Annotated in this window: 16 protein-coding genes and 1 pseudogene; 10 read left to right on the top strand and 7 right to left on the bottom strand. The window is 66.5% G+C overall.

The window, feature by feature from the left end:
* Positions 1 to 976: 976 nt before the first annotated feature.
* Together mfd and OCI36_RS02595 are read right to left on the bottom strand one after the other, a co-directional pair.
* The gene (gene mfd, locus OCI36_RS02600; protein WP_261663526.1) at positions 977 to 4,129 is read right to left on the bottom strand and encodes a transcription-repair coupling factor; all 3,153 of its coding nucleotides are present in this window, start codon (positions 4,127 to 4,129) and stop codon (positions 977 to 979) included.
* A gap of 91 nt (positions 4,130 to 4,220) precedes the next feature.
* Positions 4,221 to 5,078, bottom strand: a complete 858-nt coding sequence (locus tag OCI36_RS02595; RefSeq protein WP_261663525.1) for a YDG/SRA domain-containing protein — start codon at positions 5,076 to 5,078, stop codon at positions 4,221 to 4,223.
* Positions 5,079 to 5,177: 99 nt separating this feature from the next.
* On the opposite strand from OCI36_RS02595, the gene lysA reads away from it, so the two are divergent.
* Positions 5,178 to 6,476 (top strand): diaminopimelate decarboxylase, encoded by a 1,299-nt coding sequence (gene lysA, locus OCI36_RS02590; RefSeq protein ID WP_261663524.1) that lies wholly within the window; start codon positions 5,178 to 5,180, stop codon positions 6,474 to 6,476.
* Between the two features lie 28 nt (positions 6,477 to 6,504).
* Here the strand turns inward: lysA and OCI36_RS02585 are convergent, their stop codons facing one another.
* Positions 6,505 to 6,936, bottom strand: a complete 432-nt coding sequence (locus OCI36_RS02585; protein ID WP_261663523.1) for a hypothetical protein — start codon at positions 6,934 to 6,936, stop codon at positions 6,505 to 6,507.
* Entirely contained in the window at positions 6,885 to 7,235 is a 351-nt protein-coding gene (locus OCI36_RS02580; protein ID WP_261663522.1) for a hypothetical protein, read from the bottom strand. The genes OCI36_RS02585 and OCI36_RS02580 overlap by 52 nt, the downstream gene beginning before the upstream one ends.
* 72 nt (positions 7,236 to 7,307) lie before the next feature.
* On the opposite strand from OCI36_RS02580, the gene OCI36_RS02575 reads away from it, so the two are divergent.
* The 3 genes from OCI36_RS02575 (at position 7,308) to OCI36_RS02565 (ending at position 10,679) form a co-directional block, all read left to right on the top strand.
* A complete protein-coding gene (locus OCI36_RS02575; protein ID WP_261663521.1) occupies positions 7,308 to 7,952 on the top strand; it encodes a hypothetical protein in 645 nt (214 codons plus the stop codon).
* Between the two features lie 266 nt (positions 7,953 to 8,218).
* Complete coding sequence (glgX, locus tag OCI36_RS02570; protein ID WP_261663520.1) at positions 8,219 to 10,348, top strand: glycogen debranching protein GlgX; 2,130 nt, start codon at positions 8,219 to 8,221, stop codon at positions 10,346 to 10,348.
* 16 nt (positions 10,349 to 10,364) lie between these two features.
* Complete coding sequence (locus OCI36_RS02565) at positions 10,365 to 10,679, top strand: ASCH domain-containing protein (protein WP_261663519.1); 315 nt, start codon at positions 10,365 to 10,367, stop codon at positions 10,677 to 10,679.
* Position 10,680: 1 nt separating this feature from the next.
* Here OCI36_RS02565 and OCI36_RS02560 read toward each other — a convergent pair whose 3' ends face one another.
* A complete protein-coding gene (locus OCI36_RS02560) occupies positions 10,681 to 10,890 on the bottom strand; it encodes a hypothetical protein (protein WP_261663518.1) in 210 nt (69 codons plus the stop codon).
* 38 nt (positions 10,891 to 10,928) lie between these two features.
* On the opposite strand from OCI36_RS02560, the gene OCI36_RS02555 reads away from it, so the two are divergent.
* The 3 genes and pseudogenes from OCI36_RS02555 to OCI36_RS02550 all read left to right on the top strand — a co-directional run bounded on the left by OCI36_RS02555 (position 10,929) and on the right by OCI36_RS02550 (position 12,444).
* Positions 10,929 to 11,243 carry a hypothetical protein gene (locus tag OCI36_RS02555; protein WP_261663517.1) on the top strand — a complete coding sequence of 105 codons (315 nt, stop codon included), beginning with the start codon at positions 10,929 to 10,931 and terminating at the stop codon, positions 11,241 to 11,243.
* 12 nt (positions 11,244 to 11,255) lie between these two features.
* A pseudogene (locus OCI36_RS13405) lies at positions 11,256 to 11,501 on the top strand (GNAT family N-acetyltransferase); the annotation flags it as partial.
* Positions 11,502 to 11,565: 64 nt separating this feature from the next.
* Positions 11,566 to 12,444 (top strand): SDR family oxidoreductase, encoded by an 879-nt coding sequence (locus OCI36_RS02550; RefSeq protein WP_261663516.1) that lies wholly within the window; start codon positions 11,566 to 11,568, stop codon positions 12,442 to 12,444.
* A 102-nt stretch (positions 12,445 to 12,546) separates the two neighbouring features.
* Here OCI36_RS02550 and OCI36_RS02545 read toward each other — a convergent pair whose 3' ends face one another.
* Positions 12,547 to 12,825 (bottom strand): hypothetical protein, encoded by a 279-nt coding sequence (locus OCI36_RS02545; protein WP_261663515.1) that lies wholly within the window; start codon positions 12,823 to 12,825, stop codon positions 12,547 to 12,549.
* 84 nt (positions 12,826 to 12,909) lie between these two features.
* Between OCI36_RS02545 and OCI36_RS02540 the strand changes: the two genes are divergently transcribed.
* The 3 genes from OCI36_RS02540 (at position 12,910) to mqnB (ending at position 17,627) form a co-directional block, all read left to right on the top strand.
* Positions 12,910 to 13,875, top strand: a complete 966-nt coding sequence (locus OCI36_RS02540; protein WP_409996710.1) for an AAA family ATPase — start codon at positions 12,910 to 12,912, stop codon at positions 13,873 to 13,875.
* Positions 13,876 to 13,887: 12 nt separating this feature from the next.
* Positions 13,888 to 16,857, top strand: coding sequence for a transglutaminaseTgpA domain-containing protein (locus OCI36_RS02535; protein WP_261663513.1), 2,970 nt, complete (start codon positions 13,888 to 13,890; stop codon positions 16,855 to 16,857).
* A gap of 107 nt (positions 16,858 to 16,964) precedes the next feature.
* Positions 16,965 to 17,627, top strand: coding sequence for a futalosine hydrolase (gene mqnB / locus OCI36_RS02530; RefSeq protein WP_261663512.1), 663 nt, complete (start codon positions 16,965 to 16,967; stop codon positions 17,625 to 17,627).
* An 87-nt stretch (positions 17,628 to 17,714) separates the two neighbouring features.
* Here the strand turns inward: mqnB and OCI36_RS02525 are convergent, their stop codons facing one another.
* Entirely contained in the window at positions 17,715 to 18,155 is a 441-nt protein-coding gene (locus OCI36_RS02525; protein ID WP_261663511.1) for a uracil-DNA glycosylase, read from the bottom strand.
* Between the last annotated feature and the right edge of the window lie 110 nt (positions 18,156 to 18,265).

Below are 18,265 nucleotides of genomic sequence, written 5' to 3'. Positions count from 1 at the left end.
TCTGACTTGTGGCCAAATTACGCCCCGCCTCCCGGACCGGCCCTCAAGCAAGGAAACCCACCCGGGTGAATGAGCAAAGATGTAGTTTGGTTAAAGTTGCTCAGAGGTTAGCACATCTCAGTTGCAAGGTGATTTGTCCCCCAAAGTCTGCGGGTGAAATAAATCTGTGTCGTTCAGCCTGGGCCCTAGTAGGTAGAAGGCCTGGAGTTCGACCAACCGACTCTTCCGGCAGCCGGCAAAAAAGTATGTGCAGCAGGCAATATCAGCCGCCGACTACGCGGGTGAGTTTATCCGGACCCTGCTGCAAGGCCGAGAGCCTCAGGGCGCGGTAGACACGGGGCAGGGATACTGACCCAGGTTTTAACCGAACGATTGATGTGCGGGGAGTCAATAACTGGACTCCCCGCATACGTTTAAAGGGTTCACAGAGATGCGGATTTAATCCAGCGCTGTCAAGCCAGGCAGCGGTTCGCCACATTCCTGGCATTCCTAACTGCTGTCCACTTGCATCAGGAAATTACCAATGCGGTAAGCCCTTTTCGCCGTAGCGAGAACGGCCAGCAGTAGCTTCAAGTCCTCTTCGGACTCTACTGGATGCTGTAACGCCTCCAATACTAGCCGTTCTAAGCGAAGTCGTTCAGTCTCAAGATTGACCCACTGCTCGTCTACTTCAGGAGCCCCGTCCTCAACACTAGAGGCCAGGATGCAAGCTATCAGTTGCAGCAGACTCTGTTGACCTTCAGGTGATGCCTCTGGAACTGCATCCAACAAGTAGGGCAGCGCAGGATAAGACGCTGAATAGACGTCACCCTGATGTCACAGCGAGCTCCAGAGCGAGAACATCGGCTCATCTTGCCAGCCCCAACCCCCTACTGGCCCCTGTAGAGCTTCCAGCAGCCCAGGAATATTCCCCGCTGGACCATACGCAGTCTTCAGTTCATTCCAGTGGGCGTCATTTAGGGTCAGTCTGCTCATCTCACCCAAAGTACCCCAACACATCCAGCAGCACCTTTAGGTAGTCGTCCGGCTTCAGACCGCGCTTGTCAATCTGCACGGCCGGCGGAAAGGTCGTGACCTGGGTCTTGTACGGGAAGTTGCGCAGGCTGGCGGCGTCGTAGTCCAGCGACTTGTAGTTGAAGGTGACCTGCAGGTGCGTCATGGTGTCGCGGATTTCGGTCACCCGCTTGCGAATCGCCAGCATTCGCAGCTTGGCAAGGTCGATAAAGTTCTGCACGTCCGGGCTGGGCGGCCCGAACCGCTTGCGCAGGTCACGCTCAATCCGGCTAACTGCCTGTAGGGTGCGGGCGTCGCTGAGTTTGCCGTAAGTGGCGATGCGGGCTTCGTCGTCCAGCGCAAAATATTCCGGGTCCAGCCGCGCGCTCACCGGCAGGTCGATGGTCACGCTGGGCACCGGCTCCAGCTTCTCGCCCTTGAGCTTGGCAACCGCTTCGGCCAGCAACTCGGTATAGACGTCGATGCTGACCGCCTGCACCTGCCCGTGCTGCTCCTCGCCCAGGATGTTGCCCACCCCGCGAATCTCCATGTCCTTTTCGGCCAGCAGGTGCCCGGAGCCGAGGTCCTGCAGGTCGGCAATCGCCCACAGCCGGCGCTGGGCATTCTCGGTCATGCGCGGCGGGTAGAACAGGTAAGCGTAGGCGGTCTGGGCGCGGCGGCCCACCCGGCCGCGCAGCTGGTACAGCTGGGCCAGCCCCAGGCGGTCGGCGCGCTCGATCAGGATGGTGTTGGCTTCGGGAATGTCCAGTCCCGTTTCCACGATGGTGGTGGACAGCAGCACGTCGAAGGCGCCCTCTTCGAAGCCTTTCATGATCTCGTCCAGCTCTTCCTCGTTCATGCGGCCATGCGCCACCCCGATGCGGGCTTCGGGCACCAGCTGGCGCAGGTACAGGCTGCGTGCCCCGATTGAGGCGATGCGGTCGTGGATATAAAACACTTTGCCGCCGCGCTCGATTTCGCTGACGATGGCGTCGCGCACCGTGACCGGGTCGAAAGGAGTCAGCACCGTCTGGATAGGCCGGCGGCCCTTGGGCGGCGTCTGGATGCTAGACATGTCGCGCAGGCCCACCATGCTCATGTAAAGGGTGCGTGGAATCGGCGTGGCCGAGAGCGAGAGGGTATCCACCGCCTTGACTCCATCGGGCAGTTCCATCTTGCCGCCGCTGGGGGCGTCGGGAATGCCGCGCATGGCCCGCAGTTTTTCCTTCTGCCCCACCCCGAAGCGGTGCTCCTCATCCACGATGATCAGGCCCAGGTTCTTGAATTCGATGTCGCCGCTCAGCAGCCGGTGCGTGCCGATCACCACGTCTACCCGGCCAGCTTTCAGCCCGGCCAGAATCTCGCGGGCTTCCTTGTCGGAAGTAAAGCGGCTGAGTTCTTCGACCCGCACCGGCAGGCCCCGGAAACGTTCGCGGAAGGTTTGCAGGTGCTGGTCGGCCAGCAGCGTGGTGGGCACCAGCATCGCCACCTGATAGCCGTGGCCCACCACCCGGTGCGCGGCCCGCAGCGCCACCTCGGTCTTGCCGAAGCCCACATCGCCCGCGATCAGGCGGTCGGCGGGGTTGTCCCGTTCCAGGTCGCGCAGGGTTTCTTGCAATGCCATCTTCTGGTCGGCCGTCAGCTCGAACTCGAAATTCTTCTCGACCTGTTCGTCCCACTCGGGAATCGGCGGGAAAGCCGTGCCGGGCATCACCTGCCGGGCGGCGTACTGCACCAGCAACTTGGCGGCCACCTCCTCGGCGTTCTTGCGAGCGCGCTCCTTGGCGCGGCTCCAGTCTTTCTTGTCGAAGCTGCTCAGGCGGGGAGGGTCGTCGGTGGTGCCGGGGTGCCGGCGCAGCAACGAAAGCTGCTCGATAGGCACGCTCAGACGCGAGCCTCCCCGGTATTCCAGGTTCAGGTAATCGCGGGTCACGCCCAGCACGGTGCGCGTTTCCAGCCCCTGAAACTGCCCGATGCCGTGTTCGGGGTGAATCAGGTAATCGCCCACCTGTAGCCCCAACGCGTCGGTGACCGGCTTGCCGGCCATCTTTTTGCCGCGCAGCGCCGCGCCACCCTGAAACCCGTAAATCAGGTCCTCGGTCAGCACCACCGTGTTGTGCTCGGGAATGACGAAGCCGCCCTCGCCCAGCGCCCGCAGGAAACCCAGTTCGCCCGGTTCCAGGCGCGGCAGCTGCAGCCAGGGCACCTCCACGCTCTGGTCGTCAGGGCCGTCGCCCAGCAACCGCCCGGCCAGATACTCGGCGGTGCGGTCGTGGCGCACCAGCAGGTAGACCCGGTAGCCGGCCGAGCGCCACTCCTGCACATCACGCTCCAATTCGGTCAGGCGGGCGCGGTAAAACGGCAGCACCTTCAGGCCCAAGTCAAAATCGGTCAGCTCGATAGGCGAGCGGCCAAACGACGTGATTTCGCGCCCCCGCAGCGTCTCCCAGAGGCTGTCTACCAGCACGCCCACTGCCGAAGGGTAGAACTCCGGCGAATCCAGAAAGACTCGGCCCGGCAGTTGCTGCAACCGGGTGGAATCCCATTTGCTTTCGCTGAGGTATTCGGCACCCGGCTCCAGCGTAAAGCGCTCGATCTTCTCGCCGCTGAGGCCGCCCGGCTCCATCCGGCGCAGGGTGTCCAGCTCGTCTCCGAAGAACTCGGCGCGGATCCAGACCTCCTCATCGGCGCCTGCCGGCAGGCCCATGCCAGGAGCCAGCCGCAGTTCCAGCGTGTCGCCCTGCAATTCGTAGCCGGGTTCCTCACCGCGCTCGTAGCCCAGCGCTTCCAGGCGGCCCAGCAGTTCCTCGCGCGGAAAGTCGCCGCCCACCCGCAGGCTCAGGGCGTGCGCGGCCGGGTCGGAGGGAAACAGGTCAATGGCGGTGTTCACGTCCAGCACCACATGCTCGTGCCGGGTCTCCCAGTCGGCCAGGCCCGGATTCACGCTGACCGGCGCCCCCAGCGCTCCCGCCGAAGCGTACAGCGCGGCCCGCTCGGGCGTGGTCAGCAGCACCGCCGGGCCCTGGTGAGCCGAGAACAGCGCGGCGCGGGCCACCTGCGGAAGCAACAGCACATTGCCCACCGGCGCAGCAGGCAGCAGGCGGGCGAGGTTGGGGGTCTGTTCGGCAGCAGTCACAAAAAAAGATTTTACTGCGGGTCCCGGCCGGCAACGGTGCTCTGGCTCAGGCAGAAAGGCACAGGCGCGCGGGTGAGCGGCCGGCCCGAGTTCACTGCCGTGGCAAAGCAGCGTAACAGGCCCGGTGATATCCCAGATGGGCCGGGTCAATGCGGTGCTGTGGGTGAACCTGCAACGTTCCCGGCAGCCCCACCAGCTGGAAATCGTCCTGAACTGTAAAGCTGCCGAAATCGAACAGGACGTGATGATTAGGGCATAGACACAGCAGATTCTCGGCCACGTCCGGTCCATAATGGGGCGCTCCGAGCGGGCGAATGTGGGCCGCTTCGGCATAAGCTCCAGCCGAAGTTTCCAGCCGCGTTCCACACACCTGACAACGAAAATCGTACAGAGATTTGATGGCCCGTGCCGCCGCCGTGTCACGGACAATGCGCTGAATGATGGCCTCCCGCCGCTCAGCCCCTACAGTTTCACCGGGACCGGCAGGAAGCGTGGCGTTTTCCAGCCGGGTCAGCCTGAAACGCCAGATGGAGTGGCCGGATTTCCCCACCTCGCGCCAGTGGTCTTCTACGCGGTAGAGCCCGGCATACTCATAACCGGCAGCCGGCGAATAGGCTGAAGCATGGCGGCTGCCACGGGTCACACGAACCGGCAGGCCGTCACGGTGATTGACAGCAAGCGCCAGATTTCCGCGCACCAGCTCCTGGGGCTTGACCTGCCGGCCAGTGAGCGGGTCGCGGCCGCCTTCTCCCGTATAGACGATGACATCACCCTCATCCAAGTCGTCCTCATAACTGCCCGAAAGCACGATGGAGTCGGCACCCTCTTTGGCTGAGCCACTGATGCCGGCCTGGGTGGGGAGGTGAACCTTCGCGCTGCGCAGTTCCCGGCGGTCCGGGAAAGTTGCTCCTTCCGGAATCCCGGGAATTGCACCGAAATGACGTGACATAAAACATGCTGGCATAGGGTGGCGGCTGTATTTCTATGGACCCGCAGCGCCCCAGCCGTCTCTCGCCCGCCAGAGCCGGCGCCGCACTACACTGCCCCCATGCATCTCAGCGGCAGCGCACGCATCGCCCCCGGCGGCGAACTCGAACAGGGGGGTGTCACCGCTTCCGCCTTAGCGGAGCAATTCGGCACCCCCCTGTTCGTCTATGACGAGGCCCTGATCCGGGAGCAGTGCCGGCGGTTTCACCGCACCCTGCAGGCAACCGGGCTGGACTATCAGGTGTCTTACGCGTCCAAGGCGTTTCTCTGCCGGGCGCTGGTGCGGCTGATGGCCGAGGAACATATGGGGCTGGACGTGGTGTCGGGCGGCGAACTGTATACAGCGCTGAGTGCCGGCTTTGACCCGGGTCAGATTCACCTGCACGGCAACAACAAGCTGGACGCCGAACTGCGGCAGGCACTGGACGCCGGCGTGGGCTGCTTCGTGGTAGACAGCCTGGACGAGGTGGCGCGGCTGAACGCCTTGGCCGGTGAACACGGCGCCCGGGCGCGCTGCCTGCTGCGGGTCACGCCGGGGGTGGAAGCCCACACCCACTCGTTTATTCAGACCGGCGCCGAGGACAGCAAATTTGGCCTGGGGCTGGCAAACGGTCAGGCCACCGCCGGCCTGCACGCCCTGCTGGCCGCGCCACATCTGGAGGTGCTGGGCATTCATTTCCATATCGGCTCGCAGATTTTCGGCACCGAGGGCACCCGGGCGGCGCTGGCGCGGGTGCTGGCCTGGCTGGCGGTCCTGCGGGCCGAAACCGGCTTCGCCGCGCAGGTGCTGAACGTGGGCGGGGGCTTTGGCATTCGCTACACCGCCGCCGACCAGCCCCAGCCCCTGGAAGATGCCCTGACTGAGATTGCCGGGGCGCTGCGGGCCGGCGCTGCCGAGCACGGCCTGCCGCTGCCACAGCTGTGGCTGGAACCGGGCCGCGCCGTGGTGGGCGAAGCCGGCTGGACGCTATATCAGGTGGGCACCGTCAAGGAGATTCCCGGCGTGCGTAACTATCTTTCGGTGGACGGCGGCATGAGCGACCATCTCCGCACCGCACTATATGACGCCGACTATGAGGTGGCGCTGGCCAACCGCATGGAGGACACCCCGGAAGGCCTTTACACCGTGGCCGGCAAGCTGTGTGAATCGGGCGACGTGGTGGCCCGCGACAAGCCGCTGCCGCGCCCGCGCCCCGGCGACCTGCTGGCCGTCAGCTGCACCGGGGCTTACCACTACTCGATGTCCAGCCGCTACAACCAGATGCCGCGCCCGGCGGTGGTGTTCGTGCGGGACGGACAAGCGCGCGAGGTGGTGCGCCGGGAAACCTTCGAGGACCTCCTGCGCGGGCAGGCCGACTAAAGCCCGGCGGCGCAGCCAGGGAAGCAGCCTAAACCGGCCCCTGTGTGAGGGCCAGCCAGACCAGCAGCGCCAGCAACAACGCAGCCCCCGCCAGCGCCCAGGGGCTGACGCGCAGGCCGGGGCGCGCCCTGGCGTTCAGGTCGCCCCGGCCCAGGTAAGCCACCACCCGCTCGTAGCTGGCCTCTAGGCTGGCGCGGTCCTTGGAGCTCAGCGGTAGGTCAATGTTGCGGTGAACCAGATCGTTGCGAACCCGGTTGATTTTCATGATGTCGTGCAGCACATCGTCCGGCAGCTGCCCGCGCAGTGAGCGGGCATATTCGCCCAGGCCCCGGCCCAGGGCGCCGCGTTCCGCCAGCCGGCGCTCCAGCCGCTGCGCCATGCGGATAATGTCCACGTTCTGCTCGGCGCTCATGGCCTGCGGGCGGCCAACTTTGCGGGCCGCAGGGCCAAAGCGGTCCATCCCAGCAATCCCAGCAGCAAGCTCAGCAGCTCGGGGAAGGCATTCCCGGCCCGGCCCAGTTCATCGGCCACATAACCGCCCAGCACGCCCGAGAGCAGGGTCAGGCCCAGCCAGCCCAGCACCAGCCCGGCCCGCTGCTGGCGCAGAGCGCCCCACACCAGCGCGGCCACGCCCAGCAACCACGCCGCCAGCGCCAACGGGTACGGCAGCAGAATCAGGTCGGAGGCGGTCCGCAGGGCGCAGAAGGCCCCCAGTCCGCCAAACAGCGCCGTAAAAGGAAGGTCCGGTGAGCGGTTCATGCCTGCCTATTTTAAGCGGCCTCCCCCGCGCGGCAACAGTCTCTCCGCGTTCCTCACGCTATGCTGCCGGGCATGACCAACAGCAGCAAATCCAAGAAACAGGGTGGGCGTTACATCCGGGGCAAAGGCGCCACCGGCAGCCGCGCCCAGGGCCGGGGCGGCGTGACCCGCGACGCCCTGCCGCCGGCGCGGACCGGCGCGGGCAGCAGCCGCGGCAGCACCGAGCGCCTGCAAGAAGGCGAAACTTTCCAGCGCGGCACCCAGCGCAAAGCCGCCCCCAGAGTACAGAAGCCGGCAGAAGGACCCCAGAAACGCCTGCCCCAGCTGCGGCAGGTGCAGCTGGACGCCCCACCCGAAACGGCCACCTTCCGTGACCGCGACGGCGTCAAGCACACCTTCCCCGACTCCAAGCTGCGCCGGGTCGCCGCGCAGATTCTCAGCGAGCGGGACAAGCACTGGCGCTACCGGCCCTTTTCCTTTCCCATCTTTACCGACAAGGGCCACGAGCAGACCCTGCACTTCGACTTTTATATCTACGACGCCGAGGACACCGTGATTCGCTTGATTCTGGTGGTGCCGCACGAGTCGCGCGAGGTGTGGGACAAGATCGGCCGCTTCAAGCGCCAGTACCCGATGTACGACTACGAGCTGTGGACCCCCGAGCGGCTGGCCGCCATTCAGAGCGGGCGAGGCCGCGCCAGCCGGCTGGATTTCTGAGGGGCGTCCGGGCCAGAGCAGCGCCCAGGCTTCCGGCTCTGCCCTGGCTCAATTTCCACCGAATGTTAAAAGCCCACTTCATTCCACCTGGCCTTCTGCGCCTTACTCTGTGAATCTGACCGCGCCGCGCCGACTGCAAAGCCGCCGCGGCTGCCTTCTGAAAGGCGGCGGCCCCGTTTGCCGCCTTCTTCCCCGCCTGGGCTCAGCCACGCTCTGCCCGTCCTCAGATTTTTCTAGAGTCAACCCCTCACAGGTAAATAAAACCCATGACCAACTCTGTATCTTCCGACACCGCATCTTCCGAGACCATAGCCGCCCTGTCTCTGGGCCAGCCGCAGCCCCTGGGCGCGACCCGCGAAGAGGGCGGCACCAATTTTGCCGTCTATGCCCCCGAAGCCGAGCGGATTGAGCTGTGCCTGCTGACCGGCGACGGCGAGCGCTGCGTGGACCTGCCCGAGCGCACCGGCAATGTCTGGCACGGCTTTTTGCCGGATGACCACCCGTACAGCAGCGGCGTGGGCCAGGGCTACGGCTACCGCGTCCACGGCCCCCACGACCCGGACAACGGTGTCTATGCCCAGCCGGAAGTGCGGCTGCTGGACCCCTACGCCCGCGCACTGCTGGGCCCCGACGAGCCCGTCCTTAACGACGACGGCGTGGTCGCCTCGCTGCAGGCGCCCTGGGGCATCGTGCTGGACAATGCCGAAGAGGTGGCGCTGGAAGACAAGCCCCAGGTGCCCTGGAACCACACCGTAATTTACGAAACCCACGTGCGCGGCATTACCATGACCCACCCGGACGTGCCCGAGGAACTGCGCGGCACCTACGCCGGCCTGGCCTCCGAGCCGGTGGTCAGTTACCTCAAGGACCTGGGCATCACGGCGGTGGAGCTGCTGCCGGTCCACGCCCACGCCGACAATCCTTTCCTGCGCAACAAGGACCTGCACAACTACTGGGGCTACTCCACCCTGAGTTACTTTGCACCGGAGTCCCGCTACAGCGCCGCCGCCCGCGCCGGCCGGCCCCAGGACACCGAACAGGAATTCCGCGACATGGTGCAGACGCTGCACGACGCCGGCCTAGAAGTGATTCTGGACGTGGTGTACAACCACACCGCCGAGGGCGGCAAGGGTGGACCCCTACTCAGCTGGCGGGGCCTGGCCAACTCCACCTACTACTGGCTCAGCCAGGAGAACATGGGCGAGTACTTCGACTTTACCGGCACTGGCAACTCGCTGCGGATGACACACCGCCGCACCGTGCAGATGGTGCTGGATTCGATGCGGCACTGGGCGGCGCTGGGGGTGGACGGTTTCCGCTTCGACCTGGCCTCGACCCTGGCGCGCGGCGAACAGGGCTTTGACCGCAACTCCAACTTCCTGGCCGGTGTGCAGGCCGACCCGGTCCTCAGCCGCCTCAAGCTGATTGCCGAGCCGTGGGATGTGGGTCTGGGCGGCTATCAGGTGGGCAACTTCCCGCCGCCCTGGGCCGAATGGAACGACCGCTACCGCGATACGGTGCGCGGCTTCTGGAAAGGTGACGAGGGCCTGGTGGCCGAGATGGGCACCCGCCTGACCGGCAGCAGCGATATCTACGGCGCGGCGCACCGGCACCCGCAGGCCGGCATCAACTTCGTAACCGCGCACGACGGCTTTACCCTGCGCGACGTAGTCAGCTACAACGACAAGCACAACGAAGCCAACGGTGAAGAAAACCGCGATGGCCACGGCAACAACCTCTCGTGGAACATGGGCGCCGAGGGCGACACCGACGACGCCGAAGTGCTGCAGGCGCGCCACAAGCAGCAGCGCAACCTGCTGACCACCCTGCTGATTTCGCAGGGCGTGCCGATGATTCTGGGCGGCGACGAATTCGGGCGCACCAAGGGCGGCAACAACAACACCTACGCGCAGGACAACGCCATCAACTGGTACGACTGGGACAATATGGACGGCGACCTGCTGGCCTTTACCCGCCGGCTGATCGGCCTGCGCCAGCAGCATCCCTCCTTCCGGCGCGAGCGGTTCTTCACCGGCCGCCGCGAGGAAGGCGAGGAAATCCCGCACATCCTGTGGCTGCGCTTTGACGGCGCCGAGCTGAACGATGAGGACTGGCAGAACCCACAGACCAAGAGCATCGGGCTGTTCCTGTACGGCGGCGAGAGCGAAGAAGAAGGCGAAAAGCGCGATCACCTGCTGGTGCTGCTGAACGCCTCGCACGTGAACCTTCCCTTTACCCTGCCCAGCTTCCAGGACAAGGGTCTGGGCGTGACCTGCAACGCCTGGAAGCTGCTGCTGGACACTGCCAACGATCAGGCACAGGAAGAAATCACCGCCGACCAGGACACCCAGCTGACTGCCCGCAGCATCAAGATTTTCAGCTGCGCGGCCGAGTAAAGGGAACGGGGGCGCTGTGACGCCTCTGCCCCAGCTGCACTTCCACCCGGAATACCGGGCGGCGGTGCAGTCCGGGCGCAAGCAGACCACTATTCGCTGGGGCGAGGCGGTGGAGGTTGGCCCGGTGCTGCTGCGCTTTGGGGATGACCCGCAGGGCTGGCCGGCCCACATCACCCGGCTGGAACCCTTTCCCCTGGCGGCCCTGACCGACGCGCAAGCCCAGGCAGACGGCTTTCAGGACCGGGCAGAGCTGCTGGAGCGGCTGCGCTTCCACTATCCGGAGTTGCCAGTAGACGCTCAGGTGAAGGTGGTGCATTTCCGGCTGGACTGATTCACGGCGAGGGCGCAGCAGCGTGACCAGCGGCCACCCCCGAAGCGTCCCGGCATTGCCCGGCTGTGCCGCCCGCTTTCAAGCATTCAGCCACAGCTGGGCGCTCTTCCAGCAGGCGGTTCAGGCGCTGGCTCATGGCTCCCATGCCTAGCAGGAGCAGCATAATAAGACCCAGCAGGGCAGTGACGACTTGGGTTCCACGGCGGCTCATGGGTATCAGGCTAGCGCCGCCGCACTAAGCTGAACGACATGACCTCTCCTGACTGCCCTCTCACTGTCCGCCAGCGCTGCCAGGAAGACTTGCCCACGCTGGAAAAGGTGCTGTGGGAGGTTCACCAGCAGTTTGGCTACCCGGCCAACTGGCCGCAGCACCCTGCCGCCTTTATTGCCCCGCCAGGCGGGGGTGCCTGGGTGGCCGAACTAGGCGGCGCGGTGTCGGGGCAGGTCCTGTTGCGCCGGGCCCAGAACAGCCCCGGGCGGTCCTGGGAGCAGCTGACCGGTCATCCCGCTGAGTCATTGGCGCTCGTCTCAAGGCTGTTCGTCCACCCGGACGCCGCGGGGTAAGGCGCGGCGCGTAGGCTGTTGCAGGAGGCTACCGGCGCTGCACGTAAACGCGGCTCCATTCCCGCGCTGGAGGTTTATGCCGAATCACACCGGGGCATTCGCCTGTATGAACGGCTGGGCTGGCGGCACACAGCCAGGTACACCGGGCACCGGCTGTGGGGCAGTGAATATCCCAGTGTTTATGTTTATGTGGCCCCAGAGCCTCATAGGGAACGGAAGCTGGGCGAATCCCTTAAGCTGGCCGCAACCAAACCTTGAGACAGCGTCCATATGCAGAAAAATTGCCTGTTTAGCCCCCAAGGCAGGTGGCAGACTGCCTGCTATGAGTGAAGTCGATAAGACCCAGAACTTCCCCGACAAGGTGCCCGGCCAGGTGCAGCCCCAGCAGCCCGGCATCGAAGAGCAGATGGACCCCAAGCCGGTGTACATCAAAGAAGGCTACAAGGGTGCCGACAAGCTGAAAGGCAAAGTGGCCCTGATCTCGGGCGGTGACTCGGGCATTGGCCGCGCTGTGGCAGTGCATTTTGCCCGTGAAGGCGCCGACGTGGCCTTTATCTACCTGAACGAAGACCAGGACGCCGACAAGACGGCTGCGCTGGTAGAAGCCGAAGGCCGCCGGGTGCTCAAGCTTGCCGGCGACGTACGCGACTCGGAATTCTGCAAGAGTGCCGTAGAACAGACTGTCAAGGAACTGGGCGGCCTGAACGTGCTGGTTAACAACGCCGGTGTGCAGTACCCCCAGGACAGCCTGACCGACATTGACGACGAACAGCTGCACAAGACCATGGAAACCAACTTCTATGGCTACTTTTACCTGGCCCGCGCCGCCCTGCCCCACCTTAAGGAAGGCGACGCAATCGTGAACACCACCTCGGTAACCACCTACCGGGGTAGCCCCACCCTGGTGGACTACGCCAGCACCAAGGGCGCCATCCTGGGCCTGACCCGTTCGCTGGCCGGTCAGCTGGCCGAGAAGGGCATTCGCGTCAACGGCGTGGCTCCCGGCCCGATCTGGACGCCGCTGATTCCTGCCACTTTCTCGGAAGACAAGGTGGCCGAGTTCGGTCAGGAAGTGCCAATGAAGCGCCCCGGCCAGCCGGCCGAAGTGGCGACCTGCTTCGTGTTCCTGGCTTCGGACGATTCCAGCTATATCACCGGACAGGTGCTGCACCCCAACGGCGGCGAAGTGGTCGGCGGCTGAGCGAGCAGCTAACAAGCACCTCAACAAAAAAGCTCCCCAGGAAGTCCTGGGGAGCTTTTTTTGGTGGATATCTGCCAAAGGAAGCAGCCCACAGGCGTTCATTTACTGGCGCAGTTCGAACGGCACCACCTGAGCCTGCGACATCAGCTTGAAGCGCTGGCGCAGTTCGTCGAGTTTGCGCTTGCTGTCGTCGTCGAAGGCGCGCAGGCCGTGTGGCACCTCGTCGGTCACGTATTCCAGCACCACACCTTCAATTTCGATGCCCTGGCTGCTCTGCGCCGGCGCGCCTTCCGGCAGGCGCACCATCCGGCCGGCCAGGGTGTGTTCTTCCGGGCCGAAAACGAAGGTCAGGGTCAGCGGCTGGTTCTCTTGAAATTCCATAGGCCCCAGCTTAGAGGCCGCTGCGGAGCCATCCGGCTTATCTCAACGGCGGCACAAGAAATCTGCCAGAGTTCAGGCTCTAGCATGGCCGGGATGTCTTTTCCGTCTGTGCCGGCTTCCTCCGCTGCCCCAGCCACGCCCGCCCTGCAGGCCCTGCGCCGCAGCCTGGCGCAGCTGGACCGGGTCATTCTGGGCAAGCCTCAGCAGGTGCGGCTGGCGCTGGCCTGCATTCTGGCGCGCGGCCACCTCCTGATCGAGGACCTGCCGGGCGTAGGCAAAACCACCCTGGCCGGGGCCATTGCCCGCACCCTGGGGCTGGACTTCGGGCGGGTGCAGTTCACGGCCGACCTGCTGCCGGCCGACCTGCTGGGCGTCAGCATCTGGGAGAACGAGCGGCGCGAATTCCGCTTTCATCCGGGACCAATTTTCACCTCGGTGCTGCTGGCCGACGAAATTAACCGTGCCACCCCCAAGACTCAGGGCGCCCTGCTGGAAGCCATGGAAGAGCGGCAGGTGTCCGAAGGCGGGGTCAGCCGGCCGCTGCCCAGCCCTTTTTTCGTGATCGCCACCCAGAACCCGGCGGCGTTCGTGGGCACCTCGCCGCTGCCCGAGGCACAGCTGGACCGCTTTCTGCTGACCGTGACCCTGGGCTACCCCGACGCCCGCGCCGAACGCGAACTGCTGGAGACCGGCGGCCGGGGCCAGGTGGTGCGTGACCTGCCGGCCGCGATGGACGCCGCCACACTGCTGACCGCGCAGGCCGAAGCCGATCAGGTGCATGTTTCGGGCGCGCTGCTGGACTACCTGCAGCTGCTGGCCGCCGCGACCCGCCACCATCCTGACCTGGAAGCCGGACTGAGCCCCCGCGCGCTGCTGGCGTTGCTGGCGGTCAGCCGGGCCTGGGCGTATCTACAGGGCCGGACCATGGTGCTGCCCGAGGATGTGCAGGCGGTCTTCCCTGCCCTGGCCGGGCACCGCTTGCCCCCGGCAGGCCCGCGCCCGGCGGCCGAAATCATCCGCGACATTCTGCGGGAAACGCCCCTTCCCTGAGCCGCGCCTGAGATGACCCGTTTTTCCACCACGGCTGCGGCTGCCCCCGGACCGCTGGAGCGCCTGCGGCAAACCCTGGACACGCCTGCTGGCCGGCTCAGGCCCTCCCGCGCCGGGCTGGGCTTTCTGCTGGCGGTGCTGCTCAGTCTGGTAGGCTGCATCAACTACGACCTCAGCCTGGGGTACGCCCTGACTTTTCTGCTGGCTGGCGTCTGGATGACCAGCGCGGCCTACGCTGCCCGGCAGGCCCGCGACACGCAGGCGCGGCTGCTGGCTCCCGCGCACGGCACCGCCGGCGGCAGCGCCGAGTACCAGCTGGAAGTGCGCCGCCGGGGCCAGGGTCTGCCGTTCCGCGCCGAACTGACCGGGGCCGGCGGCTCTCAGGCACTGACCGTGCCGGCGCAGGCGGAAGTGGCGACTTTCGGCTGGGAACTGCCGCTGCTGACTCGGGGACTGCACGACCCGGCCGCCCGGCTCAGCCTCTACGACCCGCTGGGCCTGTGGCGGGTGACCCGCGAACTGCATCCGCCGCAGCCGCTGCTGGTCTGGCCGCGCCCCGAAGCCCAGCCGCCGGCCCTACCACAGCAGGCACTGGTCAGCGGCACCGAAGGCATGCAGCGGGTGCGCGGCGAGCAGGAGTTCAGCGGGCTGCGGCCTTATCAGCCGGGCGACCCCACCCGGCGCATTTCCTGGCGGCGTTCGGCCGGCCGCGAAGACCTGCCCGGCGGCGGGCTGCTGGTCCGCGAAAGCGACGCGCCAGCCGCCCTGGCCGCCGCGCTGGACTGGAACACTCTCAGCGGTGATGCAGAACTGCGGGCCTCGCGGCTGGCCGGCTGGATCGCGGCTCTGAGCGCGGCCGGGCAGCCGTTCTCATTGACCCTGCCCGGCGAGCAGCTGGCTACCGGCCAGGGCGAAGCACACCGGCAGCGGGCGCTGTCAGCGCTGGCCCGGGTCGAGCCGCATCTCGCACCGGAGCTGGACCCGTACAGCCAAGACCTGAAGGCGTGGCGGGCACGGCTGCTGCCGCACGCCTGGCCCTGGACCCTGCTGGCCGCCGCCTGGGTGCTGCTGCCCAGCCTGACCCGCGCCCCGGTCTGGGCCACCCTGCTGACCGCTGCCCTGATTGGCGCGGCGTATTGGCGAACTGTCCTGCGGCCGGCGCCGCAGCGGCCCAGCACCGTCTATCTGAATGGGCTGGCCCTGCTGGCAGCCGCTGCCATCGGCGGCGTGTACCTGCAGTACGGCACCTTAATCGGGCTGGACGCCGGCACCACCCTGCTGACCCTGCTGCTGGGCCTGAAAATCGCCGAGAGCCGCAGCGCCCGCGACGGCGTGCTGGTGGTGCTGCTCGGTTTCTTTATCACGCTGACCCACTTTTTGCATTCCATGTCGCCGGCGCAGGCGCTGCACGCCCTCGTCAGCAGTGTGTTGCTGCTGGGCGCGCTGCACCTGTGGTCACTGCCGGACCGCAGCGCTGGCCCGGCTGGGGGGGAAGCAGCAGCCTCAGCAGCCCCGGCTCCCGGCGCTCCACCCGCCTGGAAAGCTGGCCTGTCGCTGTCTGCCCTCTCGCTGCCGCTGATGCTGGCGCTGTTCTTCTTTTTTCCGCGTCCCGCCGCGCCGCTGTGGCAATTCCAGACCAAGGGCAGCGCCCAGACTGGCCTGGGCAGCTCGGTCAAGGCAGGCGACGTGACGCAGCTGGCGCAGAACACCGCCGTGGCGCTCCGGGCCACCTTTGAGGGCACGGTGCCCCCACAGGAACAGCTCTACTGGCGCGGTCCCGTTTACGAAGCCTACGACGGGCTGGAATGGAACGTGGTCCGCGCCAATGTCCCGGCCCCCTCGGTGGAAGTGACCGGGCCGGCTTACCGCTACTCGCTGCTGCAGGAACCCAACGGCCAGCCCTGGGTGCTGGCACTGGACACGGTGCAGCAGCGGCCACAGGGCACGCTCCTCACCTCGGCGCTGAGCGTGGTCGCCCAGCCGTCGGGCCGGGCCGCCCGCTTCCAGCTGACCAGCGCCGCCAGCCGGGTGGGGCTGGATGAGGGGCGCGACCGCCTGAACTACGACCTGCAACTTCCGCCGGGCCAGAATCCACGTGCCCGTGCCCTGGCCCAGAGCTGGAAAAGTCTGCCGCCGGAAGGCCGGGTGCAGGCTGCGCTGAACTATTTTGCCAGCAGCGGGTTCAGCTATACCCTCACGCCACCGGCCCTGCCCACGCAGGACCGGACCGACGCTTTCCTGTTCAGCGCCCGGGCCGGCTTCTGCGAACACTACGCCAGCGCGTTCGGGTTCCTGATGCGGGCCGCCGGGGTGCCTACCCGGCTGGTGGGCGGCTACCAGGGCGGCGAGACGGCAGAAGGCAGCCCGACCGTCACGGTGCGGCAGTCATCCGCACACGTCTGGGACGAAGTCTGGCTGGAAGGCCGGGGGTGGGTGAGGGTGGACCCCACCGCCGCCGTGGCCCCGGCCCGCACCCGCACCGACACGGCCACGGCGCTCAGCAACCCGGGGGCGACGGCCCCACTGCGCCAGACCGGGCTATGGAAGCGGCTGTCCAGCACCTACGACCGGCTGCAGCTGAACTGGTACGACCTGGTGGTCAACTTCGACGACCAGCAGCAGGCCAGCGCCCTGAGCCGCCTGGGCCTGGGCGAAACCGGCGGCGCCCGCTACTGGGCCGGGTTCGCAGGGCTGATGCTGCTGGCCCTGCTGCCGCTGGTCTGGGTCTGGCGGGCCCGCAGCCGTCCCAGCGAGCCAGCGGCCCGCGCCCTGGACGACCTGACCCGCCGCCTGGGCCTGCCACGTGGAGTCAGCGAGCCGGTCGGCACTTACGTGAACCGCGCAGCAGCCGAGTATCCGCAGCTGGCGCCGCAGCTGCAAGCCATCGCCCAGCTGTACAGCGAGTTGCGCTACGGCCCCCAGCCCAGTGCCGCCGACCTCGCGCAGCTGCAGCAACTGGTGCGCCGGGTGCGGCGCCCGTGACCTGAGCCGCCGCTTTCCGCTACAACAGAAGGCATGTTGCCCGTTCTGAACCCGGCCAGCGCCGCCGCCCCGCCTGACCCCAGTCAGAGCTCGCTGGAGCGGCACCCATGAGGCTGGCCCCCGCCGAAGTCCTGCTGGTGGTCGCCACCGCCGGCGAGGCCGATTTCTTCGGTGATCTGGGCTGCCGGGTGGTGGTCAGCGGGGTGGGGGGGGTGGCCGCCGCACTCGCCACTGCGCAGGCTGTGGCGCAGCAGCGGCCCCGGCTGGCGGTCAGCCTGGGCATTGCCGGCGCCTTCAGCACGGCCGGCCTGCGCCCCGGCGACCTGGCAGTGTCCAGCCGGATGATTCAGGCCGATTACGGCGCCGAACTGGGCGACGACTTTCTGCCGCTGCCAGCGCTGGACCTGCGAGTAGGAGATTTTCCAGGCCCGGCCGCGTTCGGAGACTTCGCCGCGGCCCCCGGCGCAGAAACCCTGGCCTGGGAGTTGGGCGCCACTTACGGGCCAATGCTTTCGCTGAATACCGTGACCGGCACCGCCGAGCGGGCGGCCGCCTTGCTGCGCCGCTTTCCCGGTGCCCTGACTGAAGGCATGGAAGGTGCCGGGGTAGCCCACGCCGCACAGCTGGCCGGGGTGCCGGCGCTGGAACTGCGCGGCGTCAGCAACGCGGTGGGGCCGCGCGACCGCAGCAGCTGGCAGATTGTGCCGGCCCTGCAAGCGGCCCGGCGCGGCCTGACCGGCCTGCTGGCGGCCGACTGGCTGCTGGACTGACTGGAAAAGAGCCCTGGCGAGCGAGGTAAAAAACAAAGCAGCATGCCCCCGGGAATCCCAGAGGGGCATGCTCAAAAATAAGGGCGCTCAGTTGTTCAGCTGCAGGTTGTTGGCAGCGGCCTTGGCAGGATCGGGGAAATCCACCTTCACATGCACGGTGGTGCCGGGCTGGGTGGCCGGGTCGATGTTGATCCACTGGCTGGCCAGCAGCGGGGGGTTGGGCGCGGTGTCAATGGCGCGAATCAGCACCCGGCCGCGCGCTGGAATCAGCATGCACCAGCCGTCCTGATTGGCACCGAACGCCCGCACCGGCAGAATGCTCTGCAGGGTGATGTCCTCATTGGTGGCCCAGTACTCAATCAGGAGGCAGGCCTGGGTGCGGCTCAGGTCACTCTTGTCCAGGTCCAACTGGATTTCGATAGCGTCGGGGGTCCCTTCAATCAGGTTCATCCAGCCGGGCACCACGAACCGGCCGCTCTGGCTGCTCTTGTACTGCTGCTGGGCGTTGGGGTTGGTCGGGTTGGTCATGGGTTCAGCCTAACCCAAGAGGCCCTGCGCCCGCATGACGGGTTGCTCAGGGCCTCTTGTGCTTTGGGAGCTGTCTGTGCCTGCCGAGTCACAGTCGCCTGTGGGCAGCT

This window comes from Deinococcus sp. Marseille-Q6407 (assembly GCF_946848805.1).
GTDB lineage: Bacteria > Deinococcota > Deinococci > Deinococcales > Deinococcaceae > Deinococcus.
The sequence above is the reverse complement of the archived record's forward strand: the minus strand, read 5'-3'. Positions and strand labels throughout refer to the sequence as shown.